The following is a 24,515-nucleotide window of genomic DNA, read 5'->3' as shown; positions in this document are numbered from 1 at the left end:
ATTTAAAGTAGTGTTATGAATATTTAAAATTGAATATAAATTATAGTTATAAACTTTAAATTAAAATGTATCAAATTAAAAGCTATCTCAAATACATAATTAATATGTTTTTTGAGATAGCTCTTTTACTATTTTAAATATATAAGTTTTATCAAAATTTGTTCATTCATATAAATATAGCATAGAACTTATATATAAAAATTTTACTATATATGAGAATTATTTTAATTTTACTAATAATTCTCCTGTTTTAACTTGTTGACCTTCTTTTACTAAGATACTTTCAACAGTAGTATTAGCAGTAGCTACAATATTGGTTTCCATTTTCATAGCTTCTATAATAACTAAACTTTCACCTTCTTTAACTTCTTGGCCTTCTTTAACAAGTATCTTAATAATATTACCTGGTATACTTGCACCTATATCTAATTTATTTGAAGGATCAGCCATTTTAGATGCACTATCTAAACTTAAAGCACTTGTAGCTCTTTCAGTCTTATCTTTTATTTTAATTTCTCTTCTATTTCCATTTATTTCAAAATCTAAAGTTCTGTATCCTTCATTGTCTAACTTACCTATTTCTATTAATTGGACAATCATTGTTTTACCTTCAGCAACTTCAATTTCACTTGTTTCACCTTCTGATAATCCATGGAAGAATACATCACTTCCTACACGGCTTACATCTCCATATTCTAATACAAAGTTTATAAATTCTTCAAATACTTCTGGATATAGAGCATAGCTTAATAAATCTTTCTTTGATGGAGTATATTTGTATTTTTCCTTTAAATACTTTTCAATCTTATCAAAATCTTCTGATGGTAATAATTCTCCAGGTCTAACAGTTATAGGTTCTTCCCCTTTTAAAACAAGTTTTTGAAGTTTTTCAGGAAATCCACCTTCTGGTTGACCCATCATACCTTTAAAATATGATACTATTGAATCTGGGAAAGCCAAACTTTGCGCTTTTTCGTATATATTTTCTGGTGTTAAATCATTTTGCACCATGAATATAGCCATATCCCCAACCATCTTTGATGAAGGAGTAACTTTTATTATATCTCCAAGCATGTCATTTACTTTTTTATACATCTTTTTAACATCATTGAATCTATGTCCAAGTCCAAAACTTTCAACTTGTGGTTTTAAATTTGAATATTGTCCACCTGGTATTTCAAATTTATAAATTTCAGCACTTCCTGATTTTAAATCTGATTCAAATTGGCTATAAACTGGTCTTACAGCATCCCAATAATCAGATAATCTTTGAATTCCGCCTAAATCAATACCAGTATCTCTATCTGTATTTCCAAGAGCAGCAACAATTGAATTTAAAGCTGGTTGACTTGTAAGTCCTGACATACTATTAAAAGTTGTATCAATAATATCAACACCTGCATCTGCTGCCATTAATACTGTTGCCACACCATTACCAGTAGTATCATGTGTATGAAGATGAATTGGTATTGAAATTTCATCTTTTAAAGCTTTTATAAGCTTTTTAGCTGCATAAGGTTTAAGTAATGCTGACATATCTTTTATAGCTAAAATATGAGCACCCATCTTTTCAATTTCTTTAGCCTTATCTACATAATATTTAAGTGTATATTTATCTCTATTAGTATCTAAAATATCTCCTGTATAGCATAAAGCAACCTCTGCTACTTTATTGCACTTTAATACCTCATCTAATGATACTTCTATTCCCTTTAGCCAATTAAGTGAATCAAATATTCTAAATATATCTATTCCACTATTTGCAGATTCTTTTATAAATTCTCTTATAACATTATCTGGATAATTTTTATATCCTACAGCATTTGCTCCTCTAATAAGCATTTGGAACATAACATTAGGTATTCTTTTTCTTAATTCTTCAAGCCTCTTCCATGGACATTCTTTTAAAAATCTATATGAAGTGTCAAATGTAGCTCCACCCCACATTTCAAGTGAGAATAAATCATTTCCATATTTAGCTGTTGCTTTTGCAATATTTATCATATCTCTACTTCTAACACGAGTTGCCATTAAAGATTGTTGTGCATCTCTCATAGTAGTGTCAGTAAGTAATAACTTATTTTGCTTTTTAATCCATTTCACAACGCCTTCTGGACCTTCTGAATCTAATATTTGTTTTGTTCCAAATAATCCGTCTAATGTTTCTATTTTAGGAATTACAGGAACATCATATTCTTTTTTTATTCCCTTAGTTTCATTTACTATTTTCTCTCCAGTAAATTTTAAAATTCTATATTCTGAATCAGTTCTTGGACTTATATCAAACAATTGAGGATTTTCTGATATAAAATTAGTATCACATTCACCTTTTTTAAATTGTTCATTATTTAATACATTTATTAAAAAATCTACATTTGTTTTAACTCCTGTAATAGTTGTCTCTTTAATAGCACGTATAGATTTTCTAACTGCATCTTCAAAAGTTCTAGAATATGAAGTTGTTTTAACAAGTAAGCTATCATAATATGGACTAATTATAGCTCCACTAAATCCATTTCCTCCATCAAGTCTTATTCCAAATCCAGATGAAGTTCTATACACATCTATCTTTCCTGTATCTGGAGAAAAATTATTTGATGGGTCTTCAGTTGTTATTCTGCATTGAATAGCGTACCCTCTTGGCTTTATATCTTCTTGAGAATATATTCCTATTTCTTTAGAATTTAATTCATATCCTTGTGCTATTAAAATTTGACTTTGAACTATATCTATTCCAGTAGTCATTTCAGTAATTGTATGTTCTACTTGTACCCTTGGATTCATTTCTATAAAGTAATGATTTCCATGCATATCTACTAGAAATTCTAAAGTTCCTGCATTTCTATAATTTACATGTTTAGCTATTTTTAATGCATCTTGACATATTTCTTCTCTTTTTTCTTGTGTTAAAGATAAAGCAGGACTAATTTCTATAACCTTTTGATGTCTTCTTTGAATAGAACAATCTCTTTCATAAAGATGAACTATGTTTCCATGTTTATCTCCGAGAATTTGAATTTCAATATGTTTTGGTCCTTCTATGTACTTTTCTATAAACATATCATCTATACCAAAAGCTTTTTTAGCTTCATTTTTAGCATTTTTAAAAGCTTCAATAAGTTCTTCTTCTTTTCTTACAATTCTCATTCCTCTACCACCACCACCAGCAGCAGCTTTTATCATAACAGGATAACCACACATATTTGCAACATTTTTTGCTTCTTCCTCACATGTTATTGGTTTTTCAATTCCTGGTATTACTGGAACTCCAACATTTTTAGCTACTATTTTTGATTTAATCTTATCTCCTAGTTGCTCCATCATGTCTGATGTTGGCCCTATAAACTCTATACCTGCCTGTTCACATCTTCTTGCGAATTCAGCATTTTCTGATAAAAAACCATACCCTGGATGTATTGCATCAACATTTTTCTTTAATGCAAGACTTATAATTTCATCAATATTTAAATAAGCCTCAACAGGACCTTTGTTTTTACCAATTTGATAAGCTTCGTGAGCTTTAGTTCTAAAAAGAGCACGTTTGTCTTCTTCTGAATATATTGCTACTGTTCTTATTCCAAGTTCATGACAAGCCCTAAAAATTCTTATCGCAATTTCTCCTCTATTAGCAACTAACACTCTTTTAAATTTTTTCCCCAATAAAATACACTCCTTTAACGCTTTTTAATTTAGTTATCCATATAATTTATAATTAAAAATAAACTAAATATAAAAATTATAGTTTAAATCATTATTAAACCAATATTATGTTTAATTAAATAATAATATACAAATTATAGCACATTCCAAGCAATTTAACACTTAATATTCGTTATTTATAATATTATTTATGTAATTTTATAGATAATTATATATTATTTAATACTTATTATATCAATACTTTAATATAAAATATATATTTAGATATCTAATCTAAATATATTGTAGAATCATTTTTTATTTTTTAATAAAGTTCGTAATATTATATAAATAAAATTACAATTACATCTAAAACTTATTTTCTGTATTAATCTTAATTAATATACTTAATTACTGCTTATTATCACTATAAACAATATTTTAAAATAGTGAAACAACGAATAATAATAGTAAAATTATTTTATTAATGGAATTAAATTGATATAATTAAATAAACTCAAAATTTCTTATATAAGGAGATCCCCTATGAAAAATTTTAAAAAGTATAGTATATTTATATTAATAATTATTTCAACAATTTTTTTACTATATTACTTTCATCCTAAAAACATAACTCTTGATAATATTTTCTCTGTTCATTGTCATAAAGAAAATATAAACAAACTTTATATTAGAGGTATTAATTCTAGAACTGAAAATTATATTGAAGATAAAAATAAGATAGAAGGTATTTTATCTCATCTTTCAAATGTAGAACTTATTGAATATTCTGGAGATACATCAAAAAATAGAACTAAAGGTTCTTATGAAATATGTATTTATGAAAGTGGTAAAAATAATTTATCTATTTATACGCTTGGTAAAGAATACTTAATTATTTATAATGATAGTGATTTTTATAAAACATATAAAGTGCTTAATAATAGTTTTAATCGTGAATATATGGAAAAAATAACTTTAGAATAATAAAAAATATTCAACTTAAAAAGAACATAAACACAGTTTTATTAAGTTTTATAAATATAATGGAGGTGCATTATAAATGAATAAAAATAATGATCCTAAGCATTGGAAATTAGGAATTTTCTATTATAATCCAGATAATCCTTCTGCATCTGTAGATAAACGAAATGGTATTGGAACTACTGTTAATTTTGCAAGTAAACTAGGGCGGTGGATAATAGCACTATTATTTGCACCTGCTATCATAATAATCATGTTATTGAGTATTACTGGATTTTTAAAGTAAATGATAAAGTTTATTATAAATAAAAGGTTTCTAAGTTCAAGTTAAAGAGAAAACTTTAATTAAAACTTAGAAACCTTTTTATACTAAAATATTACTATTCTATTTAAAACACAATTTTTCTTTATCATATAAGTTTATACATCAACAATGTTTCTAACCCATTTTTTCTGTTTATATCTTTTAGTTCCTAAAACAAATTTATATATTTCTTCTGCTAAAACTAATACATATACCCAATATATAGGTAATCCAAATACTATTCCACCTAAATATGTTAATGGTATACCTATAAACCATACTCCTGTAAAATCTAAAAATAATGCAGCTTTAGTATCTCCCCCACTTCTTAAAATTCCTGTTATATTTACTAAATTAAACATTTTAAATGGTAAATAAAGTATGAATACTATTAAACATTTACTTATATCTATTGCTACTAAATCACTGACAGTAAACAATTTGATTAATGGCCATCTACTAAAAAAGCATATTATTCCTACCATTATTGTAAACATAAATTGTAATGTAATAAGGTATTTTGCATGCTTTTCAGCTTTTTCTAATTTATTTGCACCTAATTCATTTCCCAATATAACCGCTGTAGCCGCACTAATCCCTTGGAACATAACAACTGTTATTTGTTCAACTGTTTGTGTAATAGTAATAGCTGCAACTGCTCCATCTCCCATTCTTCCATATACTAGAGAATACATAGTAACACCCAATCCCCATATAAATTCGTTTGCAATTACTGGAGATACAGTAATAAAGAACATCTTTACAAATTGTTTATTAAATGCTATAAGTTCTTTTAACTTAGCAGCAGCTGGTCCATTATTTAAATAAACTACTAATAAAATAGATATACATTCAAAAATTCTAGCAATTAATGTTGCAATTGCGGCACCTCTAACACCTAAGGCTGATACTCCAAAATGTCCAAATATTAACGTATAATTTAATATTACATTAATACTAATTGAAAATAAACTTATTACAACTGGTGCTTTCACTTTGTTTACAGCTCTTAAAAGTGATATATACGCATTTGTTACTGCTGTTAAAGGATAACTAAGTGCAACAATTGATAAATATGCAGCTCCTGTCTCTATTGTAGATCCACTTGGTGTAAAAATTCTCATAACCATTTCTGGACATATTAAACTAGGAACAACAAATATAATTGAACCTACTAATCCAATAATTAAAGACATCCCTAAAACTCTTCTTATATTTACTATGTCTTTTTTTCCCCAATATTGAGCTGTTAATATTGAAGATCCGCTTACAATTCCAAATAATAATAATGTAAATACAAAAAACACTTTATTTGCAAGTCCTACAGCTGCAATAGTACTTTCCCCTAATTGCCCAATCATCATAGTATCCACAAGATTTAAAGTTGTATTAAGTAAAGCTTGTAACATTACTGGAATTGCAATTGCTATAGTTTTACTAATAAAAGCTTTATCTTTTATCATACTGTTAAAATACTTTGTAGTTGTCATTATTCCTCCCCCTTATCCTGTGTAGTTAAATTTTAATTCCTTTAATTCCAAGTAACATACTATCATAAAATAGTTACTTTTTCTAATTTAATATATATTTTCTAATTAAGTTAATATGTTTTATTATTTTTATTTAAGATATATTCAAAAAAATATAAACAATTATGTTCATCTATTACTTTATTCTATTTGCCTAATTTTTTAGAAAATAAATATCTGTATTAAGGTTAGCAGATTAAAATTGTTTTTAAACTAATTTTCTTATGTCATTTAAATTAAAAATTCACTGTAATTAAAACATAATTTATAACTTTTCTAAGGCACATAAAAATAAATAACACGTCAAAAACTGCCATGAATATTTTTCATCAGGCAAGCAAGTGAAGTGCCATTATAGCGGGCCTATTATGGCATTTTACTGACGCAGGATGATGGAAAATAGGCTGGCAGATGGACTTGTTATTTTTTTGATTGTGCTTAAACTCATCGTATAATAAAAAGAAACTATCTCAATAACATATTTATGAATTTGAGATAGTCTTCTGTGTTTATATATTTTTTATTTATGTACTTTATCTAACAATAATACCACTTATTATTTTACAAATTCTATGTTTCCTTTACCAAGCTTGGCTATTCTTGCTAAAGAATATACATCATATCCTTTTTCTTTTAATAATTGTGGTCCTGGTTGGAATGATTTTTCTATTACAATTCCGATTCCTCCAACTTTTGCCCCTGCTCCTTCAACTAATCTAGCTGCACCTAAAGCAGCTTCTCCATTAGCTAAAAAGTCATCTATAATTAATATATTATCATCTTCATTTATGTATTTTTTTTGCAGTGTTAATTCATAATTCATATCTTTAGTGAATGAATGTACTGTTGTTTGATATACATCACTTTTTAATATTTTAGAACCTTGCTTCTTTAATATAACCATAGGTAAGTTCATTTGCATCGCTGTCATAACAGCTGGTGCTATACCTGAACTTTCTATTGTAAATATTTTTGTTATTTTATGTTCTTCAAAATATTTTTTAAAATATGTTCCCATTTCGTACATTAAATCAGGATCTACTTGATGATTTAAAAATGAATCAACCTTTAATACATTTTCTGATAATGCTTTTCCTTCTTCTAATATACGTTTATGTAAGCTTTCCATGTTTCTATTCTACCTCACTTTTTTCTTCTTTTAATATTAAATTTAAAATTAAAGCTACAATTGTTCCTGTTGAAATTCCTGATGCAAATAACATTTTTAATCCTTCAGGCAATTGTCCTATAAATTCTGGTCTAAATGTAATTCCAACTCCTAGTCCAAGCGATGTTGCAACTATTAATAAATTACGATTATTTAATTTTACTTTGCTTAAAGTTTTTATTCCTGATGCTGCCACAGTACCAAACATAACTATACCAACTCCACCTAAAACAGGTTGTGGCATTATATTTATAAGAGCTGCAAATTTAGGGAAAAATCCTAAAATCATTAACATAATCCCTGCCATTACAGCAACATGTCTACTAGCTACTTTAGTCAAAGGTATTAATCCAACATTTTGACTAAACGAAGTATTAGGAAATGTTCCAAGTACACCTGCTAGCATACTTCCAACACCATCTGATAAAACACCAGCACCAATTTTCTTATCATCCATATTAGTTCTTGAGACTTCGCCTATGGCTTTTAAACATCCAACGGTTCCTATAGTTGCAACACAATATGCAGGTATAAACGGTACTACTACCTTCCAATCAAAAACTGCTCCATATGAAAATATCTTAGGAAATGATAAGAAACTTGCTTCTTTAACTGAAGTCATATCTATCATTCCAAAAGGAACACATATAATATAACCTACTATCATTCCAATTAAAATCGAAGCACTACTTATTAATCCTTTTCCATATCTATTTAAAATTAAAGTAACAAACATTACAATCATTGCTATTGCAATATTAATCAAACTTCCATACTCAGGTGAACCTACTCCTCCTGCTGCCCAATCCATAGATACCGGAAGTAATGTTAGTCCTATTAAAGACACAACAGTACCTGTAACTAATGGTGGAAATAGCTTCATTAATGGTCTTATAAGAAAACTTAAGATTACTTCTACAAAAGCTCCTAATATTGTTGCACCTAATATCCCTGGAAGTCCAAAAACACTTCCAATTGCTATTGAAGGAGCTACAAACGTAAAATCTGTTCCCATTATGCATGCTACTCTAGCTCCAACTGGTCCTATTCCTTTTGACTGAATAAATGTAGCTAAACCTGCTGATAAAATTGTTGCACTCATAAGTGCTGTAGATGTAGCTGAATCAAATCCTAATGCACTCGAAATAACTAATGGAACTACAATAATTCCCCCAAATGCTGCAAATATATTTTGTAATCCTAATAAAATTTGCATAGTTAAGCTTGGCTTATCATCGATGCCATAAAGTAATTGTATATCATCTTGATCTTCTACATGGATTTTATTATTTAATCCATATTCTTCACTTTTAGTTAATTGCATAATTTTTTATCCCCCTTCGTAACTGTATACTCATACTTAAGACATCGTAATTATTGATAAATACCTCTAACTACTTTATAAGGAACAAAATAGCTATGCTAAACTTTTAACTTTTGTAATTTATTAAAGAATAAAAAAAACACCTCAATTATAATAATTGAGGTGTTGCATTTCTAGATAAATAATTACATCTAAAATTATAACAATACCCCGTAGTCTGCTAATTTACGGCTAGCAGGTAGAAACTTTCCAACCATATTATCGGAAATATACGAGTCTTTTGTATGGTTGTTGAAATTATATCACATAAAAACTATTTATTCAAACATATAATTTTTTTTGCAATTTTTATATGTAGATATCAATTTTAATATTTATTATTTAATAATTATATAGTTTTTTTATCAGTTTTAATTATTTTTATAAGACAATTATTTTCTTTTTAAATACTTTTCTAAAAAAAATATATATATAGTAAATTTTCCATGTAAGCCCTTGATGCATTTATATAAATGAATAAATTTTAATGAAACTTATATATTTTGAAATTAAATATACCCTAATTATATTCATGTTTCAATATAATATCTTATTAAAAACTATTATAATTTTAACATATTTAAATCTAAAAAATTTAACTTCATATATTAAAATTATTCTCTAATGTAAAGTAATCTTAATAGACTATAGTTTAGATTTTAAATTATAATTTATATTTCTAAAATAACATTGATTATCTTTTACGCCTAAAAATTCCCAAAACATTTTATGCTTTTTAGCTTCATTATTAAAATATTTTTCTATATCTTTTTCATTACTTTTTATATCTTTTAAAAGCAAACTCAAATTATACTTTTTCCAAATTCCATAATCATAATCCATATAACCTAGTACTCTGTTACACCCTGCTATTTGAATGTCCGGTCCTCCAAGATCTCTTTCTATATTTCTTATTGTATTTGGATTTTTACCTGGATCTAATATTATAAAATAACCATAATCAAAATTACTTCTAATTAGTCTTCCATATATTTGTTTAAGTTTTATACATAATTGTGGGTAATTAACATCCTGATATTTTTTATTCTGATAAGTAGTTATCGCCTTTAAAATAGGATATTCTATACTTCGATTAGGGAGTTTATCAAGCATTACACAAGTTAATCCTTCTCCAGCAATATCTATACCCTCAAAAAATCCTTGTCCTCCTAAGATTATAACTATTCTATTTTTGTCATTTAAAGCTGGAATCGCCTTTCTATTAGTATGAACTTCTATTTTAGTACCCCTAGTTAATAAATCTAATTCTTCAAATACCTCTTGTTTTCTTTGATTACTATTAAATAATACAAGAATATGTCCATTTAACTTTTTAGCTGTATTAAATATAAATTCAGCAATATTCTTTATATAATTTGGACTATCATACGATCCAATATCATTTAATGCAAATATTTTAGTTCTTTGCTTTAAATTAAATGTTGGAGGAATTATAAAATCTTCTGAATTTTCCTGGCCTAAATGTTTTTTTATCTTTTCAAAGGAGTTTTCTATTCTTAATGTTGCGGATACAAAAGTAGTACTTTTAACTTCTTTTAACATATGCTCATTAACTAATTCTCCCACATTTAAAGGTATATTTCTTATTATAAATCCATTGTAATCTACTTCTATTTCAAGTTCTTTTGCATAAAATGTGCTCTTTTCTAAAAATTTATCACATATATCAAAAGTATCTTTTATCTTTTTTATGTATTCTGATAAATTTTTATAATCCTTATCACCATTAGTTTCATCTTCTAGTGTAATATTTTTAACATAATCATTTAAAATCTTATATAATCTATATATACTTTCTTTTAAATTTGATATTTGCATAGATAAAGCTTCCATTGAAACTTTTAATTCCTCTCTAGGTAAGAAGAACTCAGTAACAAAATTATATTTTCCTTCAACAAGATTCATCCTTCTAAATTCATTTATTAAAATAAGTATATTAGTATTAATATCTTCTACTAAATATTTTAATTTATCTAATTCTATAGTCTCTCTATATCCAAATTCAGCATTTAAATTTCTAAGTTGCATATAAATACTTGGATGTCCTTTTTCTATTTGATTTAATAATTCTATAAAATCAAAGGATGAAAATTCTTCACAAAAGAAATCATAACATTTCTCCATAAGATTATGTGCCTCATCAATTATTAAATGATTTATCTTCTTTTTTTCAGAATATGGATAACATGCTAATAAAGAATGGTTAATTACTGTTATATTTTCATTAGGAAGTTCGTTATATCTTTTTCTTAGATAACATAATTTTGTACATCTATCTAAATTACATGAATCATTGTCACAGTTTATTAACTTTAAATATTTTTCAATTTCATAATGATTATATGCCCAAAAACTTATATTTTCTATATCTCCATACTTTCCTTCTGAACATAATCTTCTTAAAAATAAATCTGTAAGATTTCCTTCTTTACTCTCCTTTAATTGATCACATTTATTTAATCTATCTATACAAATATAGTTACCTTTACCCTTCATGGCTCCATAGTTCAATTTCCCATATAGACCTAATTTTTTAAGTAACATGGGTATATCTTTATCAATAAGTTGATTTTGAAGTTCTTTTGTATTTGTTGAAATAAAGTAACTTGCATCATTTAGTTTTTTATTTTTCTTATTTATATACGCTTTTGTTAATGCTATAAGTAAATATGCAAATGTTTTTCCACTACCTGTTGGAGCCTCTATAAATATTTTTTCTTCATTTTCAATATTTTCTCTGATTTTTTTTGAAAAGTTCTTCTGATCTTCTCTATACTGATATCCAAAATCTCCACCATTATTCCATATATCTTCATTTATCAATAATTCTTCAAACTTATCATAATCTATTTTTATCTTATTTAATTTAATTTCATCTTTTTTCTCTTCTTCATAATTTACATATGAATATTCCTCTGGATTAAATAAAATCGGTTTTAATAGGTGTTCTTTCCATTCCCAAGATTTTAAAAATTCATATTCTTTATTAATAATATTATATAATTGCTTTTTAGATTTTGTATTTTCTTCCCTAACCCATTGTCTACAAAGAAGGGCATTTACAACTTTTAAAGTATCTATTGAATCTTCAAGACCTCTATGAAGTTCGTTTTTATCTAAATTAGTTACATTTTTAATTAAATAATCTAAATTATATTCCTTTCTCCAAGGTTCTAAAATAGTAGCAAGTTCCATAGAATCCATTATTCTATTTTTAATTTCTGGAATATGATAAGATAAAAACTTCTTTTCAAAGCCTCCGTTATGACATATTAATGGTAAATCTTCTAAAAATTCTACTACCTCTCTCTTTATCTCTTCTAAACTTCTAGCAGCTAATAAATCATCTTCATTTAAACCAATACAAAGCTTATAAATGCTTATAGGAACCCTTTCTTTTGGCTTTATAAGAGTATTATATGTTGTAATAGTAGAATCTTTAATTTTAACAGCACCAATTTCTATTATCTCACAACTTTCTCCATCTAGTCCTGTAGTTTCAATGTCTAAATATATAACATTATTTAAAATACTATTTAAATCTTTTATCATTTTCTGCTCCTATTTGTTAACTTTAATTATAAAATTTAATTTAAGTTAACTTTATTAAATCCAATATTTTTAGTGATTTTTTTAATATATATGTTCTAATTAAATTAATACATTTATAATCTTTTAATAATTTATATAGTAAAGTATATCTTTAATTAATAATATCTACTTATAATCATATATATCATAAATTTTCTATATAAGTTCATCATTGTACTAATAAGTCTTGTTATTTATAAATATTTTAAAATTTATACTAATAAACAAACTTTATTAAAATTTATATATTTTAGATATATTAGAATTATATCATACTAAAAATTTTCCCAAAGTAAATAATCTTATAAAAATAAATTTTTATATACTTTAATTTATAATTAAAAATTTTATAACTTTTAACCAAATAAAAAACCTCTAGAAACAATATATTTATTGCCTCTAGAGGTTTCCAAAATAATAAATTTACTTTATTATATTTAGCATCAAACTATATTATTAAATTATTTATTTAACAATATTACCTTTTTTATTCAATAAGTATTATTTTTAATATTTTAACTTTTAAAAGTTAAAATATTAATCATATAACCATTTGAAAGTTCAGATATAATTAAATGCCTATAAAGTATTTACTTCTAGGTCGAAAATAATATTTATCTGATATAAAAAGTTTTATTTGATATATTATATAAAAAGTTTAATATTTATTATTTTTGAAAGGAGTAAGTTTAAAACTTATATTCTAAATATAGATGTTTTCCTTTAGAACAAAATTACCATTGGTTATTAGTAGCAGTTTTTTCATGTTTTTTACTTGCTTCTTTGACATCATAATTTGGTTGTCCTGATATCCAATCATTACATACTGCTGATTTTTTTGAAGTTGTCTTTGCTTCCTGATTTTGATTCTTAGTTCTATGACAACAATTTAAATTTCCATTATTCATAAGAAACACTTCCTCTCTGCACAAATAAATTGTGTAAAATATTTTTGAAGAAATTTTACTTAAGAAAAACTAGTTGTTGAATATTAACATTAAATCAAATTAAAAATCAGCAACATGTTATATGTTTTCAGATTAAATAAATAATTTTATATTATTTATTTTTATTAATTAGAATCAGACCGTTTCCCTGCCACATCATTAAATCCTTTAACATGATAATTTTCAGTTAGAGGATTAGATGCTAAATCTGACATTGAATGATCTGAAGCCATTCCAATTTCATGATATCCTTCTCCACTATAACGCTTAACATTTTTTTCTTCTTCACTACAACATCTTTTAGGTCTATACATATTAAACACATCCTTTCTACAATAGTATTTTGTGTAGAAAATATAGTTTTATTCGCATAAATCCTTACTAATATATTACATAAAATAAAGCTTCCTTTATTATATTTTAAAAATTAAAATGTAAGAATGAATTAGCATTACTTCCAATTAAAAAACTAGTTTTATTAATATATTTGATTATAATAATAAAAAATATGAGCACAATAATAATATGTTCATGATATATTATGTTCATGTAAAACTTATTTTAAAGGAGGTACTTTACAATGGTGCATAAAGAATATCACTCAAGAGAACATTCACACAATGGTAGTATCTTAAAATGGTTTGGAAGGATGGTATTGGTTGCAATTATTTTATCAATAACATCATTTCTAACTCCAGGGTTTAGCATTAATGGATTATGGTCTATGTTACTAGCTGCAGTAGTAATAAGTGTTTTAGACTATGTAATAGAACTATTGATGGGTATTGATGCATCTCCTTTTGGAAAAGGAATTAAAGGTTTCTTTGTTGCTGCTATAATAATATATCTAACTCAATTTTTTGTTCCTAATATGAGTGTGTCTATAATGGGCGCTATATTATCAGCAATAGTTATTGGTATCTTAGATGCCATTTTCCCTACTAGAGCAATGTAAAATTTATTTAATAGTATACAAAGGTAACATTGATAAACTCAATGTTACCTTTCTTTTATTTTATTATTTAATTACATTTTAAAAAAATTTATTGTTTATATATTATTTTCTAGTTCATTTAATACTTCTAAAAACATATTATACATTTCCACTTGATTATCTTCTCTCCACAATACAGTAACTCCATAAAGAGTTACCCCACTTAAATAAAAAATCAATGCTAAAGGAGTGAAATTTTTTATATATTTTATAGAATACGCAAAAATCCCACTTGCAGTTAAATTAGCTAAAAGAGATGCTTCAATACCACAGCCACCACTTAAATATGATCCAAGCTTTGTTTTAATATGAATTTTTTCCATAACAATATTTAAATTTTTTTCATCTTCATACCACTTTTTCACCTTTCCATACATTATATATAAAGTATGATTTCTATCATCAGTCATTTTAAGTAAAACTTTAAACGTAGCTTTATATTTTTTAACTATGTCAGGAGTATAAATATTATAATCTTTAGTAAGTTTTTTACTATTAATTTTTTTAGTGTTTGAATTTAAGATTTTCAATACACTTGCCTCCAAAATTGCTAAAGAAACTCTAAATCTATTTAAATATTATGATTAATCTCTATAACACTAATGCTAATATAAATTATATATCTACTTTATATAATTTACATTTTAATACACGTCTTGTAATTTTTTTAAAATAAAATTTAATGTATTACTATAGATATTTATTTATAATTCTTAAATAAAGAAAAATTTAAGCACTTAAAATAAAAACTTATTTATATTATAAAATATTCATTTAATTAATAAATATTGCAAAAATAATAACTGTATCTAAAATTTTATATTTTTAGATACAGTTATAGTTTTTATAGCTTATTTTAAGTAACTATTAATATAAACTGACATTTAAAGTTCTCTTAATACAACTTCCTCTATCAATAGTCTATACTATAATGTTATTTCAAAATTTATTTAAAATCTTTTAAAAGTGCTGCAAATGGATTATCATTAAATTCTTCTGCTTCTTTTTTCATTTTTTTCATTATATTATTAACTTCTCTTTTATCTACTTTTCCTGTTTTACTAAATCTCTTTTTAAATTGAGATGCTTTTTCTCTAAAATTACAATTAGATCCTGGGCAAACATATATTTGACCTTCTCCATGACCTCTTAATTCTAATTTTTTCTTACATTCTGGACATCTAGCATTTGTGATTCTTGATACACTTTCTCTATAACCACATTCTCTATCTTGGCATACATTCATTACACCATTTTTGCCTTTAACTTCTAACATGTATTTACCACACTGAGGACATTTTTTACCTGTCATGTTATCATGAACATATTTATCATTACTAAATTTAACATCTTGAACTAATGCAGTTGCATAATTTCTCATATTTGAAATGAAATTATGTACATTTTCTTTTCCTTTACTTATATCATCTAATGATTTTTCCCATTTAGCTGTAAGAAGTGGTGATTTTAAATCTTTAGGAACTAAATCTATAAGTTGCTTACCTTTAGAAGTTGGATATATATCCTTACCTTTTTTCTCTATTACAAATGAATTAAATAGTTTTTCAATGATATCAGCTCTTGTTGCAACTGTTCCAAGTCCACCTGTTTCTCCTAATGTTTTTGCAGATTCTTTATCTACTTTAATATATTTTTGAGGATTTTCCATAGCAGAAAGTAATGTACCCTCATTAAACCTTGCTGGTGCTTTAGTTTTATGATTTTTAATCTCTAAAGAGTTTATCTTTAAGGTATCCCCCTTTGATAAGTTAGGAAGTACTTGTTCTTTTAATGTACCTTCTTCATTTATCTCTTCAATATCATTTTCTCTATCATAAACCATCTTCCAACCTTTAGATTTTATAACTTTTCCTTTAGCTCTAAAATTCTCATTTCCTACTTTAATATTAACTGAAGTTTGAATATATTCAAAAGGTGGTAATAATACACTTAAGAATCTTTTTATAACTAAGTCATATATATTTTTTTCTTCTTTGCTAAGCATACCTAAAGATACTTTTTGTTCTGTTGGAATTATAGCATGATGGTCTGACACCTTAGAATCATCAACAAAACTTTTATTTGCATGTATATTCCCCTTTAAGATTTGACTTGCAGCAGCCATATAATTACCTACTGAAATTGCTTTTAATCTCTCTTTTAAAGTTGGAACTATATCTTTTGTAATATATCTTGAATCCGTTCTTGGATATGTTAAAATTTTATAATTTTCATAAAGTCTTTGCATTATTGATAATGTTTGTTTTGCTGAATATCCAAATATTCTATTTGCATCTCTTTGAAGCTCTGTTAAATCATATAAAGCTGGAGCATATTGTTTCTTATTACTTTGAGTTATTTCAGAAACTCCTCCATCTTTTCCTCTTAAACTTGTTACTATTTTTTTAGCTATTTCTTCATTAAAAGTTCTATTACTATTATCATTATTTACCCATTCCATAGATAAATTATTATTTTTAGCTATTATAGTATAATAATCCTTAGGTTTAAAATTACTTATTTCTTCTTCTCTTTGAACAATCATGGCTAAAGTTGGTGATTGAACTCTTCCTGCTGATAATTGAGCATTATATTTGCAAGTTAATGCTCTTGTTACATTAAGTCCAACAAGCCAATCTGCTTCTGCTCTTCCTTGGGCTGCCTTATATAAATTATCATAAGCAGAACCTGGCTTTAAATTCTTAAATCCATCTAAAATTGCTTTATCTGTTTGAGATGATATCCATAATCTTTTTAAAGGTTTTTTAAACCCTACCTTATCTATAATCCATCTTGCAACAAGTTCTCCCTCTCTTCCAGAGTCTGTTGCAATAACTAATTCACTAATATCATTTCTAAGCATTTGCTTTTTAACTTCACTAAATTGCTTTCCTGTCTTTTTAATAACTGTAAGCTTCATATTTTTAGGCAACATAGGAAGTGTTTCCATGCTCCATTTTTTATATTTATCTCCATATCCTTCAGGATCAAGTAATGTAACTAAATGACCTAATGCCCACGTAACTACATATTTATTTCCTTCAATATATCCACCTTTATTTTGAGTACATTTTAATACTCTCGCTAAATCTCTACCCACTGAAGGCTTTTCAGCTAATACAAGAATTTTACTCATTCTTTTCTCCTTTTCTCAAAAGAACTTTTCTAATAATATTTTTAAAGATTCTATAATATGAAATATAAATTTTAAAAAAGTTCTATTTTTTGCATTGTACAGTTTATTATAGCATAACAACCATATACATCGAAAATTTTATTTAAGACTAGTTTTTAAATATTGTTAAATTATAGAATAGATTTCATAAATAGATTAATATAAAGCTGCCTCAAATACTTAAAACTTCTTTTGAGACAGCCCATTTGTCTTTTATATCATTTTAATTTTTCAATATTCTCATCTTCGGTTAATATATCAGCTATCTTATTAAATATAGCATCCATTATTTCTCCTATAATTAAAATTACAAATAATGTTGGATAATTAAAACCTATATAAATAATTAAACCTAAACCTATAAATATTAAAATAAGTATTATAATTATTACTCCAAGTTCAGATTTACTTTCATATTCTATATCATCTAATAAATTAGTGACTTTTTCAGTATAAAAGTACGAAAAAGCTCTCTCTATTATAAATGCAACCCAAAATATATTTGAAGACTTATTATAAGTATATACATATGTTGGTATAAGTACTAAGTATACAATTAACGGAATGTATATAAAAAATTTGTTTTTTTCTTTATCCATTTTATATCTTCCTCTTATAATTATTTAAAATATACAGTAAAATAGTCAAAATAACTGTATATCAGATAAATTTATATATTCTAAACATATATAATAAAAATCTATCTGATATATATTTACTGTTTTTATAATAATATTTATTAATATACTTTAATATTCTTTAATCTATTAAAAATATATCTACATTATTAATACAGCAGGATACATTCTATCCTTGAGTAAATGTAAATATAGATGTTATCTTAAGTAAATCTAATAATATTAATATATTTGCAAAGATTAAAATTCCACAAAAAGTGAATTCTAATTGACTATTTGTTTTTATTTTACCTAAAGAAAATTTCTTTTTACTAATTGGATAAAACCATGGTAATCCACCTATAGTAAAACTGTCTAAAAGCAAATGTGAAATTATACCTAAAAACAAACCTTTATTAAAAATAATTCCAAACTTATTTAATATAAAAATATCTGCTATAAAATATAAAATCAAATAAAATATTGGTGCATGAAATAATTTTCTATGACCAGCTAATTTATTTATTACTCTTGATACTGGTTTAGCTTTATTTCCAATATAACTACTTTTATGGTCAATATCAGGAAGTAGACTACCGAGCATTGATCCCCCTATGAAAATAGCTGTATGTAATAATTCAACATTATGTGCTTGAGAAGTTATATAAAGACTTGCTAAAATCCCTCCATTTATATGAGTTTTATAATTCATTTTTATACTCCTATTTCTCTTTAGTTTAGGCGCATGAATTAAATGAGCCTTAATTTTATTCCATCGTATATTATACTATATATTCACTATATAACCAAAATTTTAATCATTCTATACAAAAGAAACTGTTAAAATAATACGGATTACTAAAACATGAAAATTTCTCCAAGGCGACTGTGGATCCGTCGATTTTTTTACGCATCTAGGTTTTCGAACATATGTGAGAAAAATCTGGCAGACGACTATATTTTATTTTTGTTCTTTAAGTTTTATTGCTTAATCTTTAATCAAAAATATAATCTAAGTTATTCATAGATTTTAAAAAACATAATTTCCTAAATAATGAAAAAATACCCTATAGAATAGATTTTTAATCTAATGCTATAGGGTATTTTCTAAAATTCTGTTATTTTTAAATGATTGTTTGTATTATAAAAATTTAATTTTATATCTATTAACTTTACATACACTATCAATATTATTTTATAAATTATGCTTAAATTCTAATTTAATTATGTAGATATTTAAGCAGCTTATCTATATTCATGTTAAACTCTTTTTTATCAATAAATAAACTTATCTACTTTATATTTAAAATATTCTTTAACATTCTAGCAGTCTTAATATTTCTTTAACTGACTTTTTAGCCTTGCTTGGTAACTTTTCCATAGCTTTTTCTCTTTTTTTATCATCTTGTATTTGTGCTATTTTTAATACTTCTTGTTGAAGACCTGGTATACTATTAAGTTCTGTTACTGCCTTATTAAACTTTTCTGCAAATTTAGGATCCTGCATTTTCTGTTGAACTCTCATTATTAGTTCATAACCGTTCATTTTTTACCTCCTATAGAGTTTTCTTTTAGGCATATAAATGGAAATAACAAGTCCAAAATCCATGATTATTTTTCATTAGGCAAGAAAGTAGATTCATTTCATAGTGAGCTATTAGACAAATCTGCTGACGCAGTGTAATGGAAAATAGGCTTAACAGATGGAATTGTTATTTTTTGATATACCTTATAGTTTTATAGTATTCAGCTTTTTTATAAATGCTACGGTTATAATAAGAGTTATTATAAGTTTAATTAATTATTTCTATATCATTTTCTGAAACAGATACTGCTGGAATATCTTCTACTAATTTATTTGTTACCAGAGCATTATCTATTTTTATTTTATCATTTTCTTTTATCTGTTTTCCATTCTTATCATTTATAGGAATAGTCCCTTTTACTTCTACTATATACATCCCATATGAATCCTCAGTTTTTTCAAGTATTAACAGACTACCATTACTTGATAATTTACCTTGGTTATCAATTTCAGTAACTTCTGCTTCTGGAAAACATATGTATCTTTGTTCAAAATTTTCTTCACGCATTTTATCAAAATCAGCCCTTGGTAATGTACTCTCTTTTTTAATATTTTCATTAGAATTATTACTTACATTACTTACATTAGTAGCTTCAACTGTTTCTGATGAAAGTACTTTTGTTCCCTTTCCATCCTCATCACTTGTCTCTTCATTAGCTTCTTTACTTTCATCAATACTTTGTTCAGAAGCAGTATTAATAGATGATTGTACTTCCTTATTATGTTTTTTACATCCATATAAAGTACTTAAAATAAATATACTTAAAAATAAGCTTAATACCTTTTTCATATTCCCCCTCCTCATACCCTTATAATTCTATTTTATAACTTATAAATTTTTTATCAATACATATTTTTCTATTATTTTTATTGTTTACCATTAATTCATTTACTTAATTATTGTAAAATATTTTTATATTTCTATTATTTTAATGTTATGTTTTAATTTTATGCCTTAAATAAATAAAGGAGTCATAATTGATTATGACTCCTTTATTTTTTCTATTAAAATTTTATTTATCTATTTCTCATTAAATCTTTAATTCCATCTGCAACAAATTCTACATTTGTTCCTACTATAACTTGAACACTAGATTTATCTAATCTTACTACACCTCTAGCTCCTATAGATTTTAACTTTTTATCATCTACTAAAGCTGAATCTTTTACTTCTAATCTTAAACGTGTTGCACAATTATCAACTTTTAATATATTTTCTTTTCCTCCTAAGTAGTCTATATATTTTGCATAAACATTGTCATTTCCCGAATTTAAAGACTCATTTGCTGTGAATTCTTCATCATCATCTTCTTCTCTACCTGGAGTTGGTAAGTTTAATTTTTTTATTAATGTTAAGAATATTATAAAGTAAAGTGCACCTATTACCAATCCTATTGCCAATATTAATAATGGCTTAGTTGCTAAATTAAAATTTAATGCGTAATCTATAAATCCTGCTGAGAATGTAAACCCATGTAAAACTCCCATAGTGTCTACTAGGAAACAAGATAAACCTGTTAATAAAGCATGTGCTATTAATAAAATTGGTGATAAGAATATAAATAAGAATTCTAATGGTTCAGTAACACCCGTTAAAAATGCTGTAAGAGCTAATGAAATAAGCATTCCTGCAACTTCTTTTTTCTTCTCTTTTTTAGCTGCAAAGTATATTGCAAGAGCTATTGCTGGCATACCAAACATCATTACTGGGAAAAATCCTGCCATAAAATGTCCTGCATTTGGATCTCCTTGGAAAAATCTGCTTAAATCTCCTGTAACACCATTAAACTCTCCTAATTGGAACCAGAAGAAAGAATTTAAAACATGGTGAAGTCCTATTGGAATTAATAAACGGTTAAATATACCAAATAATGCAACACCTATAGCTCCCATTCCTGCAACTCCAGCTGATGCACTACTTAAAGCACTTTGAATTGAAGGCCAAATCATACCAAGCGGTATTGCTACTATAAATGCAATCAATCCTGCCATAATTGGGACGAATCTTCTTCCTCCAAAGAATGCTAAAGAATCTGGTAACTTTATACCTCTAAACTTATTATAAGAAAGTCCTCCTATAATACCTGCAAGTATACCTCCTAAAAATGATATTTTTAAAGTTGCAGCAACTTCAGGTGCATAGTTCATACTCCAATATTGCTTAGTTACATTAGTTAACGTTAAATAAGTAATAACTCCAGCTAATCCTGATGCACCATTTTGGTCATCTGATAGTCCTACTGAAACACCGATAGCAAATAATAATGGTAAATTATCAAACAATGCTCCTCCAGCAGAAGCAAAGAAAGGTAATATTGTTTTTAAAAATGGTATAAAACTCAAAGCATTAATTACATCTGGTTGACCAATTCTAAGCATAATTCCTGCGATCGGTAAGCATGCTATAGGAAGCATTAGGGATTTACCTATACGTTGTAAAAATTTAAGCATATTATTTTCCTCCTTAGTTTATAAAATTATGTTTTAATGTTGATGTTATAATATAATAAATTTAATATTGGAGATTGTTTTTTAATATTGCAATATAATTAGTTATTGGAATTTTTTTTAATATACTTGATTAAAACACAATTTATTTTAGATGTTAAAATAAATTCTATTACTTACAATGCTTATTACAACATCAACACTAATTTAAATTTAAATTTTATAGTGATTTATACTCTTTTGTATCTAATAAAGAAGCTGCTTCTTCATCTAATATTACTACCACATCATTATGAAGTTGAAGTATTGAAGCTGGCACTTCTGGAGTTATTTTTCCATGAATTGTATCATATATAGCTTTTGCTTTTTCTTTTCCTGATGCTAAAAGCATAATCTTTTTACTTTCAAATATAGATCCTGTTCCCATTGTAATAGCTTTTTTAGGAACTTCATCTAAACTATTAAAAAATCTTGAATTTGCCATCCTAGTAGATTCTTGTAACTCTACAACATAAGTTCCTTTTTCAAAATTTACAGTTGGTTCATTGAAACCTATATGAGCATTTCTACCTATACCTAATACTTGTATGTCTATTCCATTAGATTTTTTTATCTTTTCATCATATCTAATGCATTCTTCTTCTATATTTTCAGCCATACCATTAGGTATATTAATATTATCACGGTTAATATTTATGTGATTAAATAAATTATCATCCATAAAATAATGATAGCTTTGATCATTATCTACAGGTAATTTATAATATTCATCTAAGTTAAAAGTTTTAACTTCTGAAAAATCAATCATTCCATGTTTATACATGTCAATCAAATCATTATACATTCCAATTGGTGTACTTCCTGTTGCAAGCCCTAGTATTGAATCAGGCTTCAATGTTACTTGACTTAGTATCATTTGTGCTGCTTTCTTACTCATTTCATCATAATTTTTACAAACTAATATTCTCATAATCTTACTCCTTCTAATTTAATTTATTAAATATATATTTTCCTTCTGATATTGAAAGATAACAATCCATTTTTTCATCAAATACTGCTATATCAGCATCTTTTCCTATTTCTAAACTTCCTTTTTTATCATCTATTCCTATAGACTTTGCTGGATTTAATGATGCCATATATATAGCTTCATTAATTTCTAAATCCGTATTTTCAAAGAAATTGTAAACTGCTTTATTTAAAGTTAAAACACTTCCTGCTAAGTTTCCTTCTTTTAATCTAGCAGCTCCATCCTTAACATATACATCTTGTCCACCAAGATCATATTTACCATCTTTCATGCATCCAGCTCTCATGCTATCTGTTATAAGAATTATTTTATCTTTTCCTTTGTTATTTAATACAAATTCAAATAAATTCTTATCTACATGAATTTTATCTGCTATGATTTCACAATAAGTATCACTTATAAGTGCGACTCCTACTACCCCTGGTTCTCTATGATTTAAACCTGTCATTGCATTAAACAAATGTGTTATATTAGATGCTCCAAGTTTTATAGCTTCATCTGCTTCTTTATAAGTTGCATTAGTATGACATATTGATAATTTAATATCAGTATTTCTTTTTACTTGTTTTGTAAAATTAAACTCTTCATCTAATTCTGGAGCATATGAAATTATCTTTATAACATCTATATAATCTTTTATAAACTCAAAACTTGGCTTTAATACATACTTTTCATTTTGTGCACCTTTATAAATAACATTTATAAAAGGACCCTCCATGTGAGCACCAAGTACTTTAGCACCATCATTATCTTTATTCATGCATTCTCTTAAAACATTAAGCGCTTCATATATATATTCTTTACTCATAGTCATAGTAGTTGGTAAAAATGATGTGACTCCATTTTGACTTATTCCATTAGCTATAGTATTAATAGATTCTATTGATTTATCCATAGTATCAGCATTACAACTACCATGTATGTGTATATCTATAAGCCCTGGAGATATAATCATTCCTTTAACATCAATAACTTCACAATTTTTAGGAATGTTTTCACATATATCAATTATTTTCTTATCAAAAACCAATACTTTATTACTTAAAATTTTATCTTTTACTATTATTTTTCCATTTACTAAAGCTTTCATAGATTTCACCCCTTTTTATAATAAAAATTT

The 24,515-nt window shown here is 25.8% G+C and carries 19 protein-coding genes and 1 riboswitch; of the genes, 3 read left to right on the top strand and 16 right to left on the bottom strand.

Translation table 11 applies throughout. The annotated features are described in order from the left end of the window. Positions 1 to 219: 219 nt before the first annotated feature. Positions 220 to 3,660: a pyruvate carboxylase gene (locus tag ACYUET_RS03280; protein ID WP_460277814.1), complete on the bottom strand. Its 3,441-nt coding sequence runs from the start codon at positions 3,658 to 3,660 to the stop codon at positions 220 to 222. Positions 3,661 to 4,185: 525 nt separating this feature from the next. On the opposite strand from ACYUET_RS03280, the gene ACYUET_RS03275 reads away from it, so the two are divergent. Together ACYUET_RS03275 and ACYUET_RS03270 are read left to right on the top strand one after the other, a co-directional pair. Further along, positions 4,186 to 4,626 (top strand): hypothetical protein, encoded by a 441-nt coding sequence (locus tag ACYUET_RS03275; protein WP_460277813.1) that lies wholly within the window; start codon positions 4,186 to 4,188, stop codon positions 4,624 to 4,626. A 76-nt stretch (positions 4,627 to 4,702) separates the two neighbouring features. Then, positions 4,703 to 4,909, top strand: coding sequence for a DUF5808 domain-containing protein (locus tag ACYUET_RS03270; protein ID WP_460277812.1), 207 nt, complete (start codon positions 4,703 to 4,705; stop codon positions 4,907 to 4,909). Between the two features lie 134 nt (positions 4,910 to 5,043). On the opposite strand, the gene ACYUET_RS03265 is transcribed toward ACYUET_RS03270, so the two are convergent. The 6 genes from ACYUET_RS03265 to ACYUET_RS03240 all read right to left on the bottom strand — a co-directional run bounded on the left by ACYUET_RS03265 (position 5,044) and on the right by ACYUET_RS03240 (position 13,860). Then, positions 5,044 to 6,417, bottom strand: coding sequence for an MATE family efflux transporter (locus tag ACYUET_RS03265; protein WP_460277811.1), 1,374 nt, complete (start codon positions 6,415 to 6,417; stop codon positions 5,044 to 5,046). Between the two features lie 595 nt (positions 6,418 to 7,012). After that, positions 7,013 to 7,585 carry a xanthine phosphoribosyltransferase gene (locus ACYUET_RS03260; protein WP_460277810.1) on the bottom strand — a complete coding sequence of 191 codons (573 nt, stop codon included), beginning with the start codon at positions 7,583 to 7,585 and terminating at the stop codon, positions 7,013 to 7,015. A 4-nt stretch (positions 7,586 to 7,589) separates the two neighbouring features. Further along, a complete protein-coding gene (locus tag ACYUET_RS03255; RefSeq protein ID WP_460277809.1) occupies positions 7,590 to 8,948 on the bottom strand; it encodes a uracil-xanthine permease family protein in 1,359 nt (452 codons plus the stop codon). A 193-nt stretch (positions 8,949 to 9,141) separates the two neighbouring features. Beyond that, positions 9,142 to 9,243: riboswitch (purine riboswitch) on the bottom strand. Positions 9,244 to 9,632: 389 nt separating this feature from the next. After that, positions 9,633 to 12,560, bottom strand: a complete 2,928-nt coding sequence (locus ACYUET_RS03250) for a helicase C-terminal domain-containing protein (RefSeq protein WP_460277808.1) — start codon at positions 12,558 to 12,560, stop codon at positions 9,633 to 9,635. Positions 12,561 to 13,333: 773 nt separating this feature from the next. Beyond that, a complete protein-coding gene (locus tag ACYUET_RS03245) occupies positions 13,334 to 13,507 on the bottom strand; it encodes a hypothetical protein (protein WP_460277807.1) in 174 nt (57 codons plus the stop codon). Positions 13,508 to 13,671: 164 nt separating this feature from the next. Next, positions 13,672 to 13,860, bottom strand: coding sequence for a hypothetical protein (locus ACYUET_RS03240; protein WP_460277806.1), 189 nt, complete (start codon positions 13,858 to 13,860; stop codon positions 13,672 to 13,674). A 266-nt stretch (positions 13,861 to 14,126) separates the two neighbouring features. Between ACYUET_RS03240 and ACYUET_RS03235 the strand changes: the two genes are divergently transcribed. Then, complete coding sequence (locus ACYUET_RS03235) at positions 14,127 to 14,501, top strand: phage holin family protein (RefSeq protein WP_460277805.1); 375 nt, start codon at positions 14,127 to 14,129, stop codon at positions 14,499 to 14,501. A gap of 95 nt (positions 14,502 to 14,596) precedes the next feature. Here the strand turns inward: ACYUET_RS03235 and ACYUET_RS03230 are convergent, their stop codons facing one another. From ACYUET_RS03230 to nagA, 9 genes are all read right to left on the bottom strand, one after another. After that, a complete protein-coding gene (locus ACYUET_RS03230) occupies positions 14,597 to 15,070 on the bottom strand; it encodes a hypothetical protein (RefSeq protein ID WP_460277804.1) in 474 nt (157 codons plus the stop codon). 416 nt (positions 15,071 to 15,486) lie between these two features. Next, a complete protein-coding gene (locus ACYUET_RS03225) occupies positions 15,487 to 17,676 on the bottom strand; it encodes a DNA topoisomerase III (protein ID WP_460277803.1) in 2,190 nt (729 codons plus the stop codon). Positions 17,677 to 17,933: 257 nt separating this feature from the next. Then, the gene (locus tag ACYUET_RS03220; RefSeq protein ID WP_460277802.1) at positions 17,934 to 18,314 is read right to left on the bottom strand and encodes a hypothetical protein; all 381 of its coding nucleotides are present in this window, start codon (positions 18,312 to 18,314) and stop codon (positions 17,934 to 17,936) included. Between the two features lie 208 nt (positions 18,315 to 18,522). Next, a complete protein-coding gene (locus ACYUET_RS03215; protein WP_460277801.1) occupies positions 18,523 to 19,044 on the bottom strand; it encodes a metal-dependent hydrolase in 522 nt (173 codons plus the stop codon). A gap of 603 nt (positions 19,045 to 19,647) precedes the next feature. Then, positions 19,648 to 19,878, bottom strand: a complete 231-nt coding sequence (locus ACYUET_RS03210) for a hypothetical protein (RefSeq protein WP_460277800.1) — start codon at positions 19,876 to 19,878, stop codon at positions 19,648 to 19,650. 247 nt (positions 19,879 to 20,125) lie between these two features. After that, on the bottom strand, positions 20,126 to 20,707 hold the full coding sequence (locus tag ACYUET_RS03205; protein WP_460277799.1) for a hypothetical protein: 582 nt from the start codon (positions 20,705 to 20,707) through the stop codon (positions 20,126 to 20,128). A gap of 227 nt (positions 20,708 to 20,934) precedes the next feature. Next, positions 20,935 to 22,368, bottom strand: coding sequence for an N-acetylglucosamine-specific PTS transporter subunit IIBC (nagE, locus tag ACYUET_RS03200; protein ID WP_460277798.1), 1,434 nt, complete (start codon positions 22,366 to 22,368; stop codon positions 20,935 to 20,937). A gap of 217 nt (positions 22,369 to 22,585) precedes the next feature. After that, positions 22,586 to 23,335 carry a glucosamine-6-phosphate deaminase gene (gene nagB / locus ACYUET_RS03195; protein ID WP_460277797.1) on the bottom strand — a complete coding sequence of 250 codons (750 nt, stop codon included), beginning with the start codon at positions 23,333 to 23,335 and terminating at the stop codon, positions 22,586 to 22,588. A gap of 13 nt (positions 23,336 to 23,348) precedes the next feature. Further along, entirely contained in the window at positions 23,349 to 24,485 is a 1,137-nt protein-coding gene (nagA, locus tag ACYUET_RS03190; RefSeq protein ID WP_460277796.1) for an N-acetylglucosamine-6-phosphate deacetylase, read from the bottom strand. Positions 24,486 to 24,515: the final 30 nt, after the last annotated feature.

This window comes from Clostridium sp. CTA-5 (assembly GCF_054768135.1).
Note: the sequence above shows the minus strand (reverse complement) of the source record. Positions and strands in the feature narration are given on the sequence as shown.

Coding starts and splice junctions, on each gene's coding strand:
- nagB (WP_460277797.1), bottom strand. CDS start 23,335: ATGAGAATATTAGTTTGTAAAAATTATGATGAAATGAGTAAGAAAGCA.
- ACYUET_RS03215 (WP_460277801.1), bottom strand. CDS start 19,044: ATGAATTATAAAACTCATATAAATGGAGGGATTTTAGCAAGTCTTTAT.
- ACYUET_RS03250 (WP_460277808.1), bottom strand. CDS start 12,560: ATGATAAAAGATTTAAATAGTATTTTAAATAATGTTATATATTTAGAC.
- ACYUET_RS03240 (WP_460277806.1), bottom strand. CDS start 13,860: ATGTATAGACCTAAAAGATGTTGTAGTGAAGAAGAAAAAAATGTTAAG.
- ACYUET_RS03225 (WP_460277803.1), bottom strand. CDS start 17,676: ATGAGTAAAATTCTTGTATTAGCTGAAAAGCCTTCAGTGGGTAGAGAT.
- ACYUET_RS03220 (WP_460277802.1), bottom strand. CDS start 18,314: ATGGATAAAGAAAAAAACAAATTTTTTATATACATTCCGTTAATTGTA.
- ACYUET_RS03205 (WP_460277799.1), bottom strand. CDS start 20,707: ATGAAAAAGGTATTAAGCTTATTTTTAAGTATATTTATTTTAAGTACT.
- ACYUET_RS03235 (WP_460277805.1), top strand. CDS start 14,127: ATGGTGCATAAAGAATATCACTCAAGAGAACATTCACACAATGGTAGT.
- ACYUET_RS03210 (WP_460277800.1), bottom strand. CDS start 19,878: ATGAACGGTTATGAACTAATAATGAGAGTTCAACAGAAAATGCAGGAT.
- ACYUET_RS03245 (WP_460277807.1), bottom strand. CDS start 13,507: ATGAATAATGGAAATTTAAATTGTTGTCATAGAACTAAGAATCAAAAT.
- ACYUET_RS03260 (WP_460277810.1), bottom strand. CDS start 7,585: ATGGAAAGCTTACATAAACGTATATTAGAAGAAGGAAAAGCATTATCA.
- nagE (WP_460277798.1), bottom strand. CDS start 22,368: ATGCTTAAATTTTTACAACGTATAGGTAAATCCCTAATGCTTCCTATA.
- ACYUET_RS03255 (WP_460277809.1), bottom strand. CDS start 8,948: ATGCAATTAACTAAAAGTGAAGAATATGGATTAAATAATAAAATCCAT.
- ACYUET_RS03270 (WP_460277812.1), top strand. CDS start 4,703: ATGAATAAAAATAATGATCCTAAGCATTGGAAATTAGGAATTTTCTAT.
- ACYUET_RS03275 (WP_460277813.1), top strand. CDS start 4,186: ATGAAAAATTTTAAAAAGTATAGTATATTTATATTAATAATTATTTCA.
- ACYUET_RS03265 (WP_460277811.1), bottom strand. CDS start 6,417: ATGACAACTACAAAGTATTTTAACAGTATGATAAAAGATAAAGCTTTT.
- nagA (WP_460277796.1), bottom strand. CDS start 24,485: ATGAAAGCTTTAGTAAATGGAAAAATAATAGTAAAAGATAAAATTTTA.